Genomic DNA, 15,731 nt, shown 5'->3' on the forward strand with positions numbered 1-15,731 from the left:
AAACCTTGGATATGTTTGGCTTACGTCCTCAACTCAACTGTTCATACTTAAACTTTCCTTTAATAGATTCGTTAAAGTATTTACCATCAGATGGCGCATTCTCTAACGCTTCCTTAACTTCAGGAGGAACTTTGTAATACTCGTAAACGCTTCCATTGTTAAATTCAATTGTAAGTGTTTGAGTTGCTGAGTTGTAGTCAAATCCCTTAATAACGCTGCTAGCAGGTTTGAGCAATGGGAATGCGATCGCATCCCGAATACTGGCACAATCTGTTAATAACATAACCAAGCGGTCAATTCCAATTCCCAAACCCCCGGTAGGTGGCATACCGTATTCCAGTGCTGTCAGGAAATCTTCATCAACCCCTTGGGCTTCCAGATCCCCAGCAGCTTTGCGTGCAGCCTGGGCTTCCAAACGCTGTCTTTGGTCAATGGGGTCGGTCAACTCGGAGAAACTGTTGGCTGTTTCCCGCCCGACGATGAATAATTCAAAACGTTCTACAATTCCGGGTTTGGAACGGTGGGGTTTTGCCAGTGGCGAAATTTCCACCGGATAATCGATGACAAAGGTAGGCTGAATTAAGTTTTCCTCCACCTTTTGCTCAAAAGCTTCATTCAGCAGCTTGCCAATTGATGGGCAATCTTCTATACCTTCAAGACCTGCATTTTTCCCTGCTTCTTTTGCCTCTTCCAAAGTTTGGAACGAGTTAAAATCCAAGCCTGTATATTCCTTCACCAAATCGTGCATCGTTTCACGCCGCCAGGGTGGAGTGAGATTCACTGGTGTACCTTGGTAGGTGATTTCGAGTGTACCGAGAACTTCTTTGGCAACGGTGGTAATAATACCCTCCGTTAGCGCCATCATATCGTTGTAATCGGCATAAGCTTGGTAAACTTCAATCGTCGTAAATTCGGGATTGTGACGGGTAGAAATGCCTTCGTTACGGAAAATTCGCCCCAGTTCAAATACCTTTTCAAAACCACCTACAATTAAGCGCTTGAGATGGAGTTCTGTAGCAATTCGCAGGTACAAATCTATCTCAAGGGTGTTGTGGTAAGTGATGAACGGACGGGCATCTGCCCCCCCTGCTTCTGCTTGCAAAACAGGAGTTTCAATTTCAATAAAATCACGCTGCTCCAGGTATCTTCGTATACCCGCAGTGATTTGAGCCCGACGGCGGAACGTTTGCCGAACTTCGGGGTTAACGATCAGATCGACATAACGCTGACGGTAGCGTTTGGCAACATCCGTCAACCCATGCCATTTATCAGGTAAGGGGAGAAGGGATTTAGTAAGAATAGTGTATTTTTTTACATATACAGATAACTCGCCCTTTTCAGTCCGTTTGATTGTTCCCTTGGCTCCAAGAATATCACCAACATCTGTCAGTTGCTTCAAGTGATTGAAAGCATCGGCGTTCACATCTGCCATGCCTTCCTCAATACGCTTTTTCTCCAAGTAAAGCTGAATTGAGCCCGTTTCGTCTTGTAAGGTGAAAAAAGCCAGTTTACCGAAAACACGACGCGCCATAATCCGTCCGGCAATGGCAACTTCAACATCAACTTCTTCACCCTTGGGTAAATCCGCAAATTTCTCCTGTAATTCAGCGGCATGATGGGTTAATTCCCAATGGTAGGCATAGGGATTCATGCCTAGCTGCTTCAGTTGTTCTACTTTCTCCAGTCGCGTGGCACGAATATCTTCTTCCGACATGATTAACGAACTAATTGGGGCAAGATTTAATTATAGAGAACTAGCCGCAGTATATCGATTCACTCCACAAAACAGTTGTTGACTAACTGCGCTTGTTGAAGATAAGGGTTTACTGTTTGTTGTAAAGCGCAGACAGTTGCGTCAGCGTCCACTACGGGAAACAAAAGCAATGTTGCTGCTTGCTGCTGACATTACCTAAAACATTACCCAAGAGACATTATATGCAAAGCACGTTACAATTTGAATACGATCGCGCAAACGATATCCTGTATGTTAACAAGCGCCATCCTTACCCAGAACAAGAACCAGCTGAAATCGACTATGGTGTCATTGCTCGTCTTAACCCCACTACCGGTGAGATTGAGAACTTAGAAATTCTGTTCTTTTCTCAAAGGTTATCGCAGAACCCTGTTCTCGAAATGCCACTGATAGCAGATTTCCACTTTGCTCCAACTCCGTAGCTGATAGCAGTTTTTAATTCAATGCAATTAGAGCTTTGCTGTTCTTGGCGTAACAACATATCGTAGTAAATCGGAGTAAACCCCAAAATATAGGATGAATTCTTAATTGCGAATTACGAATTATTTTGGCGTGGTTTCCCGGACGGCGAACTGTAGGGTATTTTCGCCGATTCGATGGTGGGCATTGCCCACCCTACAATTCCATATTTTGTCAATATAGGCATATACTCCTACTCAATTTTTGGGATGGGATTTTTTCATCATGTCAATTTTTCTTTGCAATTCTTCAATTTGCCTGCGTAAACTCTCCACCTCTCCTTGTTGAGTGGTTTGCGCTTTTACGTTGACTGCACCAGATGCAGCGGAACGCTGATAATTTCCTCTCTTAATCTGCCGATATTCGTCTGATTCTGCCCACTGTTGCAAATAATGCACGCGTTCTACAGCAAAAGGATGGCTCAAAAATACACCTTGACCACCATTATAAATCAAAAATTTGTAAATTTGATTGATTCCATCTATGTCAAGTGCTTGATAATCCTCTGACTGAAGGATAAACTCTTTTAGGCTACATTCGTTAGCATATTTAAGGCTGCCCCCAGAAACTTTCATCATAGAAGTCATTACTGGGTTTAAGTCGTCCATAGCTAATAATGCAGCGCGGTCTGCCGACAACTCGGCTTTCCTCCGCCATTCATAAAAACCGTAAATTAAACCTTGACTAAATAAGTTACCTATGCCTGAGGTCAATTCTCCGATCGTGGAAGCAGCATTCATCGCCCATATCGCCATTTGAATTAAAATAGTATGACCACATTTAATATGCCCCAGTTCATGGGCTAGCACAGCCCTGATTTCGGCTTCGCTCAGCAAGTCTAATATCCCTGTATTTATAACTATATAAGGATGCTCTTGCCCTAGCGCATAGCTATTCGCTAGAGGATTTTGCTCAACAAAAAGTGCAGGTTCAGGATAAATATCCAAATCCCGCACACATTCCCGAAACATCTGGTAAATAGTGGAATATTGACGTGGCCCTACTTGGATGGTGTTACCCATTAGATAAATTAATTGAGGGCGCTCAACGAAAAATTCCACGAATTTCCGGGCGATAAAATCAAATCCCGGTAAACTACGTAAGGCTTGCTCGGCTTGGCTATCTAGGGGGTGTCTGAAGGCTTCGCTGGAAATTCCTGTATAAGTTGGCATAAGTTAAGGTTATTAGTTAGTGGTTAGTGGTTAGTGGTTAGTGGTTAATATAACAGGCTACTAACTACTAACTACCAACTACTAATTACTAACGATTAACAACCTATATGGATATATCTATGGGGCTATTGGAAGTAAAAAATGACTTTGTAGGGGATTGAAAGCGCGTGATTGAGGCAGAAGTTCATTTATCTTTACATAACTTCCTGCGATCGCAGGCGGGGTTTCCTTCGTGGCCTCATCATTTAACGATGGCACGGTTGGTAGCACGCGCCTTGCGTCTTGGAAGGAGTGCCCTAATTCAAGTGGGGGCAGTGAGTGGTTACCAAGGGCGATATCGCACCAGTTTTGTTGCATCAGCGTTGATGTGGCAGGGTGCAGTGATTATTGTTGCCCCCCAAGACGTACAGCAACGCTTGTTGCGAGTGGAAATACCCCGCTTGCAGCAGTGGTTGCAAGCCAATAAACCAATCAGAACAGGAGACACTTGGCCCGGTGATGAGTTCCAAGGGCTTCTGTTAGTCACTCCAGAAGCTTGGTTAAAAGCTCAACTGAGTGCCTCCGATAGTTTTCCTGCTGGTATTCCCACAATAATTGATGGGGTGGACGATCTAGAAGATTGGGCACGCCAGCAAATTGCCGTAAGTTTGGAGGCACATGACTGGGATGAACTCATGCTTGCTTACCCAAGTCTCGCAGAAACAATACGTGCGTCGCGAGTACAACTTACTCACGAACTGTTTAAGCATCCAGCCAATCCCTATGAGTGCTATCTCATTTCACTAGCAGAAGAGGAGATTTTGAGTCGCTTGTATGCCGCATTGGACAAAGCTAACTTACCCAATGCTTGGAAAAACTTTTGGCACCAATTTCAACATCGTAACCAAACTCTCTCCCTCTCTCCTTCCCTCCCGTCCTCCCTCACTCCTCCTCCTCTAGTATGGGCAACCATTGCCCGCCGTCAGGGTTTATTCTCCTTACACTGCGCCCCAATTGAATTAAACACAATACTCGAACCAATATGGCACCGACAACCTGTTGTGTTAATTGGAACTGCCTTAGAACCAGAAACTGAGGCACCCCTGTTCCGAGGGCGAATGGGATTGGGCGAACTGACTTGTTTAAAATTCTCATCGGATAGTCAAACAGATGCTATCCAATTGTATGTACCCTACCAGTTTCCTCTACCCAACACACCAGAATTTCAAGCAGCGTTTATTCACAAAGTTCGCACCCTGGTGTGTCTTAGCGCCACAGCACCCGGACTCACAGTTGTGATTGTTGGGGATGTGCCACTGAAAGCTCAAGTGGGGGCAATTCTTGCCTCTGAGTTCGGTTCGCGGGTGCAAGTGGAAAAAACTTGTTTGGATGACAACGGCATTTTAGTCACTGGTTGGGAATTCTGGCGCGAACATCAAAATGTCTTGCCAGCCCCCCAACTGCTCATCGTCTCGACTTTGCCCCTGCCATCTCTAGAGCATCCTTTGGTGGCAGGGAGGGTATCATACTATAAGCGATCGCATCAAGATTGGTTCCGTGTGTACTTGTTGCCTACTGCTTTGAATGAGCTGCAACGCGCTATTGCACCCGTGCGAGAAAGCAAAGGCGTTGTTGCTTTACTGGATAGTCGCACGATTGTCAGAAGTTATGGCGCTCAAGTTTTGGCTGCCCTCAGCCCCTTAGCACGCATTAATTATCTCGATCCCAGCCTGTTCTCCCCCACTCCAAAGGAAGATGTAACTTGAAAGATCGGGAATTGTTCACCTTTTGTATGTAGCTTTTTCAGGATAAGGGTAAGGAAAAAATTAGCTCTTACCCTTATCTTTTGACAATTAAGGTTTACTATTTTCAAGAGAACAATGCTTGAATTTTGAGCTTAACCAGCCACCAGTTCTATGAATGGTCAATTTTTGGGTAGTCGCTATCACATCACTCGAGTCCTAGCACAAGGAGGATTTGGGCAAACTTACCTTGCTATCGACACCCATCGTCCTGGGCATCCTGTATGTGTGGTCAAACAACTGCGACCTACACAACAAAAGCCCGAATTCATGCAAAAGATTCAGGTTTGGTTTAAGAATGAAGCAGAAACTTTAGAAAAATTAGGTCTCCACGACCGAATTCCTCAATTACTTGCTTATTTTGAAGAAAATAACGAATTTTATTTAGTTCAAGAATATATTCCCGGAAACACTCTCGCTCAGGAACTGGTTGTGGGACAACCCTGGGAGTCAAAGTCAGTTGTTAAACTCTTAATAGATATTTTAGACATATTAAAATTTGTTCACAGTTATGGTGTCATTCACCGTGATGTGAAACCCTCTAACATCATTAGAAGAGCAACAGACGATAGATTAGTTTTAATTGACTTCGGCACCATCAAACAAATTCCTCCCCTTGATGAGCAAGGTACACCCAATTTAACACTGGCAGTTGGGACACCAGCCTATATGCCCATAGAACAACTCTATGGCTACCCCAAACTGAATAGTGATATTTATGCGACAGGTGTGATTGGCATACAAGCAGCAAGTGGCTTATCTGCTCAAGAAGTGAAAACTCTTATCGATCCCAACAGCCCATATGCAGCTCTCAGAAATTGGCGCGATCTCACTCAAGTTAGTCCGGAAATAGCAGATATCTTAGAGAAAATGGTTGAACCAGACCATCGCCAACGCTATCAAACAGCAGAAGCTGCTCTATCTAACCTGGTAAGTCTGGAGACCGACAGTGGTAGTATTTCTACTCAGATAAACATACCATTATCTGGAAATTCTGGGTTGAAAACTGCAAAGACGGCTTCACCAAAAAGCAGTTATCTTTCAACTTTATTACCTTTTGCAGGAGTGCTTGCGATCGCTCTAGGAGCAGGTCTTTACTACATAAGTCTTTCTCTACCACCACAAAACGCCAAACAAGAAAATGTCACTGAAAAAAGCTTCACTTTTGCCAGAACCCTTTCGGGTCATTCTAGTTTTGTTTGGTCAGTTGCTTTAAGTGCTGACGGGCAAACCCTAGCGAGTGGTAGCGAGGATAACACCATTAGAATTTGGCATCCCAGTAGTGGAAAACTCAACCACATTCTCAAGTCACATTCACAGAACGTTAGAGCAGTCAGTCTCAGTGCAGATGGACAAATGCTAGCTAGTGGCAGTGGGGACAACACCATCAAAATTTGGCACACTCGAACAGGTGAACTGCTTAAAACCCTGACCGGTCACTCCGAACCAGTTTGGTCAGTCACCTTAAGCCGTGACGGTCAAACCCTAGTCAGTGGAAGTCAAGATAAAACTATTAAGGTTTGGAATGTACGCACGGGACAACTCCTCAGAACCATCCCCGGACATGATGCTGCTGTTTTTTCCCTTGCTCTTACACCTGATGGTCTCACCCTCGTCAGTGCTAGCCAAGATAAAACCATAAAAATCTGGAATGTGCAAACTGGGCAATTGATTCGCACTCTCACGGGTCATACTGATGCAGTCAGGTCGATAGCTATCAGCCCTGATGGGCAGAACTTTGCTAGTGGCAGTTGGGACAACACTATCAAGATTTGGAATATTACAACCGGTGAATTAGTTCGCACAATCACCGGGCATAGCGATCGCGTTGTTTCCGTCGCTTACAGCTTTGATAATAAAACACTTACCACTGCCAGCGTCGATAAAACCATTAAGATTTGGGATTTAAACACTGGGAAATTATATCAAACGCTTTCCGGGCATTCTGACTGGGTATTGTCTATTGCTATGAGTTCTTGGGGGCACATCCTAGTGAGTAGCAGCCGCGACCAAACTATCAGGATATGGAAATAACACATTCAAGTTGGAGATTGCCAAATGGTACAAGACAAAACAACTCGCACCCCAGTTCCAAATCGTCAGAAATCCAAACTATTTGGCTATAGCATCGCTGCTGTCATCGCACTTTCTGGTGTCGCCTACAGTACGTATTATTTGCGACACAGTACTCAAGTAGAAGCGCCCTTTATAAATGGGCAAAACCTTCAGGTCAAGCAAACCTTTGCAGGTCATCTCGATAGGATTTGGTCGGTTGCGGTTAGCCCTGATACAGGGGCAAACGGTCGAGAACCTCTACTTGCCACTGCTAGTGAAGACAAAACTCTCAAACTGTGGAATTTACAAACTGGAAACGCGATCGCTACCCTTGAGGGACATTCTCAAGGAGTATTATCAGTTAACTTTAACCCTAACGGACAGACACTGGCTAGTAGTGGTAAGGATGCAACCATCAAACTTTGGGATGTTTCAACAGGGAAACTGATTCGGACTTTCAAAGGACATCCTAAAAATGTGAGGTCAGTTGTTTTCAGCCCTGATGGGGAGAAACTGATAAGTAGTAGTTGGGATCGCACAATTAAGGTATGGAACGTGCAAACTGGTGACACCCTCCATACCCTCAAAGGTCATACTGCAGGAGTGTTTGCTGTTGCTATTAGCCCTGATGGTCAAACCATTGCTAGCGTTAGCAAAGATAAAACGATTAAGCTTTGGAATCCAAACAAAGGAGTACTTCTGCACACCCTTTCTGGACATAAGGACTCAGTGCGATCCGTTGCTTTTAGCCCTGATGGGCAGACTCTTGCCACTGGTAGTAACGACAAAACAATCAAACTGTGGAATGTCAGTACGGGACAACAGACTCGGAGTTTGGAAAGCCACGCTAGTTTTGTGAACTCTGTTGCTTTTCATCGTGATGGGCAAACCCTACTCAGTGGTAGCGAGGATAAAACCGTCAAACTTTGGAACTGGCGCACGGGACAAGCAATTCGCACTTTTGCAGAACATTCCGGTGTTGTCAATTCTGTTGTTTTTTCTCCTGATGGACGAAGCTTTGCCAGTGGTAGTGGAGATAAAACTGCCAAACTTTTTGGGCTGGCATCCTTGTAATATGAATGATTTTTTCGCTATTGCTGCAATCAATAGTTGACAGCGCTATCATCAGCCATAGCAATCATTTTTTTTACACTATGGGTGAAGCAAAACGTCGGAAAGAATTGCTGAAAGAGCAATACGGTCAACAAGAACGGATCTTGCCTTGGATACCATTCTCCAAATCTCAAGCCGAATTTCTTGTCAAATGGGCAAACCGTCTAACCTGGTTCGGTATTGGGGGTTTGGTCGCCGCTTGGTTGACTATTCGTTTTATCGGCCCTGCGTTCGGTTGGTGGCAAGTTGTGGATTAAGCTTTAGAGGTTAGGGGTTACGGGTTTGTGGAAATCAACCACTAACCACTAACCACCCTCATCAAAAAACCTCAAATATTAATTTTTCTACACTGGAACTTTACGAAGTGTTAAACAATACATAACAGTATGTTATGGAACAACTGCCGAAATGGCAACATTGCTGGTGAAAGTTTAGTTATCTTCAGTGTTAAGTCAAACGATTTGGGTTTTACACTTGAGATTGTGGATTGGTAAAGTTTCCATTACAGATAGATACCCTTCGCACGTTGCAGTCGCCAGCTCCGGGAAACCCTTCGGCAGCATCGGCTCACTAAAACAGTGCTGAGCAATGAGCAGCCAGCACCGTAGAATATATCTTCGGGACTCAGAATTCAGAACTGGTAGAAGTTAGCTGTCTGTTGAAACTTGGATCTCATGCGATAGCTTCGCTACAGCATAGTGGCAGATCGCGGTCATCTACCAATTTCAATCTACTCTAGAGAAATTAGAGTGGGTGTTGCAAAGATTTTTTCATACTCGATTGGTGTTAGATAACTAGCAGGTCAACAGCCGTCTATGACAATTCTTAAAATGGTGTAAGGTTGCGTTTATCGCGTTAGGGGCAGCAAATTTAGCCGAATGTAGCCGATAAAGACGCAATATCGGTGATTTTAGCAGTTGACTTGCGCCTAATTTGAGTTAATCTAAAAGCGAATCGCTTTCGCTTTACATCTACCTTGGCAGGATCGTATAAAGACAATATAAATTTTTACCGTTCTGTCCGAAATTTTGGTCTGGCAAACTGAATATTTTGATACGACAAGCTAAAAACTTATAGACTAACCTAAGCTAGTAGCAATTAATAACGCTATTTGTATCGTAGGAATTGTAATGGATAGTTTACAATACCAGTTGGTGAGAAAATCTAAAGAAAATATAAAAGTGACTCAAATAACAGTGGTGTTAGGAGGAAAGAAGTGTTTCTCAGATTAGCACAACAACATCGGCAATTCGTTCAAGACCTAGTAATGAACCTGCAAGCTTTGGCAATCGTGCTAGAGCGACGCGGTTATCCAGCATCCTGCTACACTTGCGGCGACCAAATGAATAGTGCTTCGTTTATGGTCAGCTTGGGGGAAAATCACCTCATCCGGTTTTTAGTCTCTGATTATGGCATCACTTGGACTGAGATGCGGGATGACCGCGAATTGATGAAGCTAGAGGGTGCAGAAGCTGTTAACCAGTTACAAGAACTTGCCAATATTGTCAAGCATCCGGTGCAACCGCCCGCAGCCAGTAAAACCTTGGCTAAGCGCTGTTAATAACACCGCTAAGTAGGTTGGTACAAATCAACTTGATGAGTGAAGGGCGTCACCAGTCATTAGTCATCTGTAAAGAACAAAGGACAAAAGACAAATGACCATCGGGGAATGGCAAGCTGTTCTCGATAATTTTGTCCTGCTGTTGTCTAAGTACCGGCGAACTCTACGATCGCTAGGACTTACCCTTGCCGCAAAGTTTGGGGTTCCATCAAATTTTCTCTTTGCTGCAGGGTATAGAATGCACGATTCAAAACTAAGTGCTAGCACAAGGGACAGCTGATAGTAAAGCAATAGCAGCCACAGTAGCAGTCTTCTAAGTCTGGACTCCAAAACATAAAATTTCCTCGCCGTTACCTCTAGTTAAACTTACATTCACAGGCACTCAATACTACCAATTCAAAACTAGATTAAGACCTAGTGGCTGCGACTCTAAGTTAACACCAGAAGCTAAAGGGTTCGCCTTGCTAACATTAACAGTATTCAGATATTAGTAATTCAGTTGCATACAAAACAGTTCTAGAGAGCACAAGCACGGAGAGCTAGAGAATCCGTTGTACAAGGTGCATGACTTTTATGTTATGTCAGATGAGGACGATCTCTATTGAGTTTCTAAAAAATTTTAAGATGTCTGAAGAAAAACTAAATCAACCACAACTTCCTCCGACAACCGCTCTTGACAGCTTATCAACTCAGGCGTTGGAAAATTGGTTTGAATATCCCGTGAGAGCCCACCCTCACCACAGTGATTACGCAGGGGTTGTCTGGCATGGAACCTACATAGCTTGGATGGAGGAAGCACGGGTAGAATGCTTGCGTGCTATTGGCGTTGATTATGCCGACCTTGTGGCATTGGGCTGCGATCTACCAGTTGTGGAACTGTCAGTGCGCTATCACAGTCCTATTAAATTAGGTATGCCAGCGGTGGTTAGAACGCGCATGGCTGAAGTGACAGGGGTCCGTATTAATTGGGATTACGCAATTGAGTCACCAGATAGGCAAGAGCTGTACGTTACTGCGAAAGTAACTCTAGTCGCAGTAGATCGTGAAAGAGGTAAGATAATGCGCCAGTTACCTGCAACTGTACAGGATGTACTGGCACGCCTTTCTACATCTATAAGTTGACATCCCATGTCTTGAGTAGGCATGGGATAGTTTAATTTTTGTAGTTATTCACGGAAAACTAGTTACTGAATCTTGCTTGTATGTAAGGATTTTGGCAACTGCATAACCGAATTCCAGATATCTGGAGGACTGATACCAAAACCCGCCTCTAATAAAACAATGCTGACAGCAACAATAAACGCAGTATTTGCCGTCGTTTTCATAGTTTTAACTAGAACTGTGAAAACAATCCAAGCTACAAGCAGGGTAGCAATCATAGACACACCATTCCCTATTTTATAAACCCTGATGAACAAGTTGACCAACACAGAACTCAGAACTCAGAAGTTAGAACTCAGTATGAATCTCAATCTGTTAGGTAGCAAGTAAGGTTACAAGCCGACAAATTTATTCATGGAGGGAAAAATAAATTCTCCCTACTGAATCCCATGAATTCATGGGACTATTCTGATTTCTGTGTTCTGCGTTCTTCTCAAAAACAAAAATTGTGCTTTATGTAACAATTACAGGTGTAATACTCTTGAACCGAGTTTTAGTAGCTACTTTTTTGGATTTTCCTATAATTGTTCTGCGCTTACTATACAACAAAAAAATCAAAAAAGTAGTTGTATGAGAAGACTTTTTAAAAAATTTATGAAGAGCATTTTTATTTTTTGTCTTGCAAATAAATTGTACAAGTTATGATAGTGTCGGGATACTATTTTCTATAGTTTCTGCGCTAAATTCAGTATTTTTAAGGATGCCAATACCAGAGCAGCTACTGTAGAACTGTGCTATTCAGTACAAAATCAATCAGTTATGACTAGATAACATCTTGTTATTATGAATTGTTTTATAGGGGGTATTACCCCTCAGTCCCTTGTTACTTATATATGCTGCTAAGCAACTTGTTGATGGGTAGAACCTTCAGTACTGTAATTCCAGGTAAGAACTACTCCTTTTCTGCTCTAAAATTACCGATTTTTGTAGGTAGGGCTAAAGCCCACCACAACGCCAAGATGGTGGGCTTTAGCCCTACCTAAATCTATATGTTTAGGTAATCTTTTGGCGGGAAGGGAGTAATAAAGTCAGCATGAAAACTCAAAAGTCAAAAGTCACAAGCTAGCAATGCTTCTTTGACCTTTGACTTTTGATTTATTTGATGAGCGGGCTTACCGTACAGAAATAATCTGAGAACGAGATTCTAAATGTTCTGTTGCTGTTAAAACTGCCTGTCTTGCCCATTTATCTGCTGCCAAGATATCTTCTAAAGAAGGATTTGAACGGTTATCTTGAGAGTGGCGATCGCACACCCATTCGATACAGCGAGGAATATCTAAAAACCCAATTTTTTCTTCTAAAAATAAAGCCACAGCTTGCTCATTTGCCGCATTTAACACAGCAGGCATCGAACCCCCAGCCCGACCTGCCGCATAGGCTAGCTTCATACAAGGATACTTTTGGTGGTCTGGTTCGCGGAAGGTTAAACTGCCAATTTTGACCAAATCCAAACGTTCCCAATTCGTGTAAATGCGATCCGGCCAGGACAAAGCATAGAGTAAAGGTAAACGCATATCAGGCCAACCGAGTTGAGCCAAGACAGAAGTGTCTTGCAGTTCGATCAGCGAGTGAATGATACTTTGGGGATGAATAACAATTTCAATGTCTTGGTAATCCAGCCGAAAAAGGAAGTGAGCTTCAATCACTTCCAACCCCTTATTCATCAAAGTAGCGGAATCTACCGTGATTTTACGTCCCATTGACCAATTCGGGTGTTTCAGAGCATCAGCAACTGTCACCTCTGCTAACTTTTCTACTGCCCAATCACGGAAAGCACCGCCAGAAGCAGTCAGCAAAATCTTTCTTAAACCGCCTTTCGGAACTCCTTGCAAACATTGAAAAATTGCAGAATGTTCGGAATCAGCTGGCAACAACTTCACACCGTGTTTTTCGATCAGGGGTAAAACGACGGGACCACCGGCAATGAGAGTTTCTTTATTTGCCAAGGCAATGTCTTTGCCAGCTTCAATAGCTGCGATCGTAGGTAACAAACCCGCACAACCGACAATACCCGTAACCACGGTTTCAGCCTCACCATATCGGGCAACTTCGATCGCTCCAGTTTCGCCTGCAAGTAATATTGGTTGGGGATCGAGGTCTTTGATTGCTTCTTTGAGTGCTGGTAATTTCTCCTCCGCACACAAAGCCGCAATTCTCGGTCGAAATTGTCGGATTTGAGCAGCTAAGAGTTCTACATTATTCCCAGCCGCCAATCCTACAATCTTAAATCGATCGGGGTACTGAGCTACAATATCTAAAGTTTGGGTACCAATAGAGCCAGTGGAACCAAGAAGTGTTATTGCTTTCACAATTGTTTTGGGATCGATAAACAACAATAACTATAAATTGCTTCTGGCACTTAAATGAACTTTCCGTCATGATTAACATGTCGGACAATAGTAATGCTCTTGAAAAGTATCGCGGCTTAGTTTATGGACAAGGATTTTTATCTACAGTACGCGTCTGTTGAAGATAAGCACTGGTGGTTTGTAGGTCGCCGCTTGATTGTGGACGCGGTGGTTCGCAAGCTCAAACTGCCAAAAAATCCAAAAATTCTAGAAGCAGGTTGTGGAACAGGTGGTAACTTGCTCCTGTTAGCTCGACACGGTCAAGTGTCAGCAATGGAGTTAGATGAAGTGGCTTGCAAGATTGCTAATGAGCGACAAGTCACTCAAGTTCAGTTAGGAAGTTTGCCCGATAATATTCCTTTTACAGAGAAATACGATCTCGTTGTAATACTAGATGTTTTGGAACATTTAGATGATGACAAAGCAGCCCTGTTGGCATTGCATTCAAGACTCAAGCCAGATGGCTGGTTATTAGTCACAGTACCTGCATACCAGTTCTTATGGAGTCAACACGATGAAATCAACCATCACAAACGCCGTTATGTCTTAAAGGGTTTAAAGCAAGTTGTTAGGAAAGCTGGCTTTGTTGTGCGTTATGGGAGCTACTTTAACTTTTTTTTGTTTCCCATCGTTGCCCTTGTTCGTTGCTTGCGGAGGTTACTCCGGTTAGAAAGCGATTGTGTTGGCAGCAGTGACATAGCTTTGCCATCGAAACCTGTGAATCGATTTTTAAGTCTTTTGTTTGCAAGTGAACGTCACTTACTACAGCGGTTTAGCCTTCCTTTTGGTGTGTCTATTTTGCTCTTAGCACAGAAAAGTTCTTCTAATTAACTTTTTTTGTAGTTGACTGTCCAACTATTAGCTTGCAATTTGCCTGTATGATGTTTAGTTATAAGTAAGTCGGTACACAAAATTCAACTCTACTTTTAGGAGAACGGCTATAACGGTGATTAAGTCAATCTACTCCATAATTATACCGATTTATAACGAGGAAGAAAATATACCTGAAATGTACCGCCGTCTCTGTCATGCTATGAAGCAACTGGACGGTGAGACAGAGGTGATTTTAGTAGATGATGGGAGTCGCGATCGCTCGCTGTTGCTCATACGCGATCTTCACCTGCAAGATAGCCGGATAAGGTACCTAAGCTTAGCCCGAAATTTTGGTCATCAAATCGCAGTTACAGCAGGTCTAAACTTTGTTCGGGGCAAAGTTGTTATCGTCATGGATGCCGATTTACAAGACCCGCCGGAGCTCATTTTATCAATGATTGAGAAATGGCGGCAAGGCTACCAAGTCGTTTATGCTCAACGTATATCTCGGAAAAAAGAAAGTTGGCTAAAGCGTTTCACTGCCTATGCTTTCTATCGGATTCTCCGACGGTTATCTGATGTAGACATACCAGCCGACACGGGGGATTTTTGTTTGATGGATAGGCAAGTTGTAGACATACTTAACGCCATGCCCGAACGCAATCGTTATATTCGTGGTTTAAGGGCTTGGGTAGGTTTCCAGCAAACAGCAGTCTACTTTGAAAGAGAACCCCGCTATGCGGGAAAAGTCAAGTATACCTTTGGTAAATCTTGGGCATTAGCAGTTAACGGAATTATTTCCTTATCAAGAGTTCCCCTGCGACTGGCAACATATCTAGGATTATTGTCAGCAGGGGTTGCTATTGTGATGATAGTGCTTGTGCTCTATTGGCGCTTATTCGATCCAACAACTCCATTAATGGGCTTCACACTCATTACCATTGCTCTTTTTTTCCTGGGGTCTGTCCAATTATTTTGCATTGGTATTCTCGGCGAATACATTGGTCGTATCTATGAAGAAGTTAAGGGGCGTCCTATTTATACGCTAAAAGAAACAGGAGGCGTTTCTCCACAAGGAGCCAAGCAATCACAATCAACTTCAAACCATTCCTCTGCTTTCAGGTAGGATACTGTGACGCCGCGAGAGGTTATTCTACTACTGGTATCAGTTCTAGCTAGTGTTACCGGACAGTTTTTTTTGAAAATCGGAGCATTAAAGTTAGGTAAATTTAACATAGCCAGTGCTTTTCATCAGATTCTGGGCATCTTCACAACCCCAGAACTTTTGCTAGGTTTGATGTTCTATGGTTTGGGCGCAATCGCCTACATCCTCCTTTTAACTAGAGTTAGCCTGAGTGTTGCGGGTCCTGCTGCATCTCTTGTTTATGTTTTTTCTGTAAGCTTGGGTTACTTCTTTTTTCAAGAATCTATTCCTTTAGCCCGTGTTGTAGGCTTAGCTTTGATTGTGGCTGGAGTCATATTAGTTGTGTGGAAAAAATCAGAAAATTTTTGATA

14 protein-coding genes are annotated in these 15,731 nt (G+C 43.2%); 10 read left to right on the top strand and 4 right to left on the bottom strand.

The genetic code is table 11. The features are described 5' to 3' along the window. Nucleotides 1-28 precede the first annotated feature (28 nt). The gene (gene lysS, locus ACYRY3_RS36485; protein WP_460206604.1) at nucleotides 29-1,714 is read right to left on the bottom strand and encodes a lysine--tRNA ligase; all 1,686 of its coding nucleotides are present in this window, start codon (nucleotides 1,712-1,714) and stop codon (nucleotides 29-31) included. A 221-nt stretch (nucleotides 1,715-1,935) separates the two neighbouring features. Between lysS and ACYRY3_RS36490 the strand changes: the two genes are divergently transcribed. Continuing rightward, the gene (locus tag ACYRY3_RS36490) at nucleotides 1,936-2,175 is read left to right on the top strand and encodes a DUF2283 domain-containing protein (RefSeq protein ID WP_460206605.1); all 240 of its coding nucleotides are present in this window, start codon (nucleotides 1,936-1,938) and stop codon (nucleotides 2,173-2,175) included. 234 nt (nucleotides 2,176-2,409) lie between these two features. Here the strand turns inward: ACYRY3_RS36490 and ACYRY3_RS36495 are convergent, their stop codons facing one another. Continuing rightward, entirely contained in the window at nucleotides 2,410-3,384 is a 975-nt protein-coding gene (locus ACYRY3_RS36495; protein WP_460206606.1) for a M48 family metallopeptidase, read from the bottom strand. Nucleotides 3,385-3,551: 167 nt separating this feature from the next. On the opposite strand from ACYRY3_RS36495, the gene ACYRY3_RS36500 reads away from it, so the two are divergent. The 6 genes from ACYRY3_RS36500 (at nucleotide 3,552) to ACYRY3_RS36525 (ending at nucleotide 11,016) form a co-directional block, all read left to right on the top strand. Then, complete coding sequence (locus tag ACYRY3_RS36500; protein ID WP_460206607.1) at nucleotides 3,552-5,129, top strand: ATP-dependent DNA helicase; 1,578 nt, start codon at nucleotides 3,552-3,554, stop codon at nucleotides 5,127-5,129. Nucleotides 5,130-5,279: 150 nt separating this feature from the next. Then, nucleotides 5,280-7,199 (top strand): protein kinase domain-containing protein, encoded by a 1,920-nt coding sequence (locus ACYRY3_RS36505; protein ID WP_460206608.1) that lies wholly within the window; start codon nucleotides 5,280-5,282, stop codon nucleotides 7,197-7,199. A 24-nt stretch (nucleotides 7,200-7,223) separates the two neighbouring features. After that, complete coding sequence (locus ACYRY3_RS36510) at nucleotides 7,224-8,294, top strand: WD40 repeat domain-containing protein (RefSeq protein ID WP_460206609.1); 1,071 nt, start codon at nucleotides 7,224-7,226, stop codon at nucleotides 8,292-8,294. An 80-nt stretch (nucleotides 8,295-8,374) separates the two neighbouring features. Next, entirely contained in the window at nucleotides 8,375-8,590 is a 216-nt protein-coding gene (locus tag ACYRY3_RS36515) for a DUF2839 domain-containing protein (RefSeq protein ID WP_460206654.1), read from the top strand. Nucleotides 8,591-9,549: 959 nt separating this feature from the next. Continuing rightward, nucleotides 9,550-9,894: a DUF1815 family protein gene (locus tag ACYRY3_RS36520; RefSeq protein WP_460206610.1), complete on the top strand. Its 345-nt coding sequence runs from the start codon at nucleotides 9,550-9,552 to the stop codon at nucleotides 9,892-9,894. A gap of 624 nt (nucleotides 9,895-10,518) precedes the next feature. Next, complete coding sequence (locus tag ACYRY3_RS36525) at nucleotides 10,519-11,016, top strand: acyl-CoA thioesterase (protein ID WP_460206611.1); 498 nt, start codon at nucleotides 10,519-10,521, stop codon at nucleotides 11,014-11,016. Between the two features lie 62 nt (nucleotides 11,017-11,078). Here the strand turns inward: ACYRY3_RS36525 and ACYRY3_RS36530 are convergent, their stop codons facing one another. Both ACYRY3_RS36530 and ACYRY3_RS36535 read right to left on the bottom strand, forming a co-directional pair. Continuing rightward, nucleotides 11,079-11,273: a hypothetical protein gene (locus ACYRY3_RS36530; protein ID WP_460206612.1), complete on the bottom strand. Its 195-nt coding sequence runs from the start codon at nucleotides 11,271-11,273 to the stop codon at nucleotides 11,079-11,081. Nucleotides 11,274-12,167: 894 nt separating this feature from the next. After that, nucleotides 12,168-13,364: a 1-deoxy-D-xylulose-5-phosphate reductoisomerase gene (locus tag ACYRY3_RS36535; protein WP_460206613.1), complete on the bottom strand. Its 1,197-nt coding sequence runs from the start codon at nucleotides 13,362-13,364 to the stop codon at nucleotides 12,168-12,170. A 123-nt stretch (nucleotides 13,365-13,487) separates the two neighbouring features. Here ACYRY3_RS36535 and ACYRY3_RS36540 point away from each other — a divergent pair, with 123 nt between their 5' ends. The 3 genes from ACYRY3_RS36540 to ACYRY3_RS36550 all read left to right on the top strand — a co-directional run bounded on the left by ACYRY3_RS36540 (nucleotide 13,488) and on the right by ACYRY3_RS36550 (nucleotide 15,729). After that, nucleotides 13,488-14,234, top strand: a complete 747-nt coding sequence (locus ACYRY3_RS36540; protein ID WP_460206614.1) for a class I SAM-dependent methyltransferase — start codon at nucleotides 13,488-13,490, stop codon at nucleotides 14,232-14,234. Nucleotides 14,235-14,349: 115 nt separating this feature from the next. Continuing rightward, complete coding sequence (locus ACYRY3_RS36545; RefSeq protein ID WP_460206615.1) at nucleotides 14,350-15,342, top strand: glycosyltransferase family 2 protein; 993 nt, start codon at nucleotides 14,350-14,352, stop codon at nucleotides 15,340-15,342. A 6-nt stretch (nucleotides 15,343-15,348) separates the two neighbouring features. Continuing rightward, nucleotides 15,349-15,729, top strand: a complete 381-nt coding sequence (locus ACYRY3_RS36550) for an EamA family transporter (protein WP_460206616.1) — start codon at nucleotides 15,349-15,351, stop codon at nucleotides 15,727-15,729. The last annotated feature ends 2 nt before the right edge of the window (nucleotides 15,730-15,731 follow it).

The sequence above is a fragment of the Scytonema sp. NUACC21 genome (assembly GCF_054684315.1).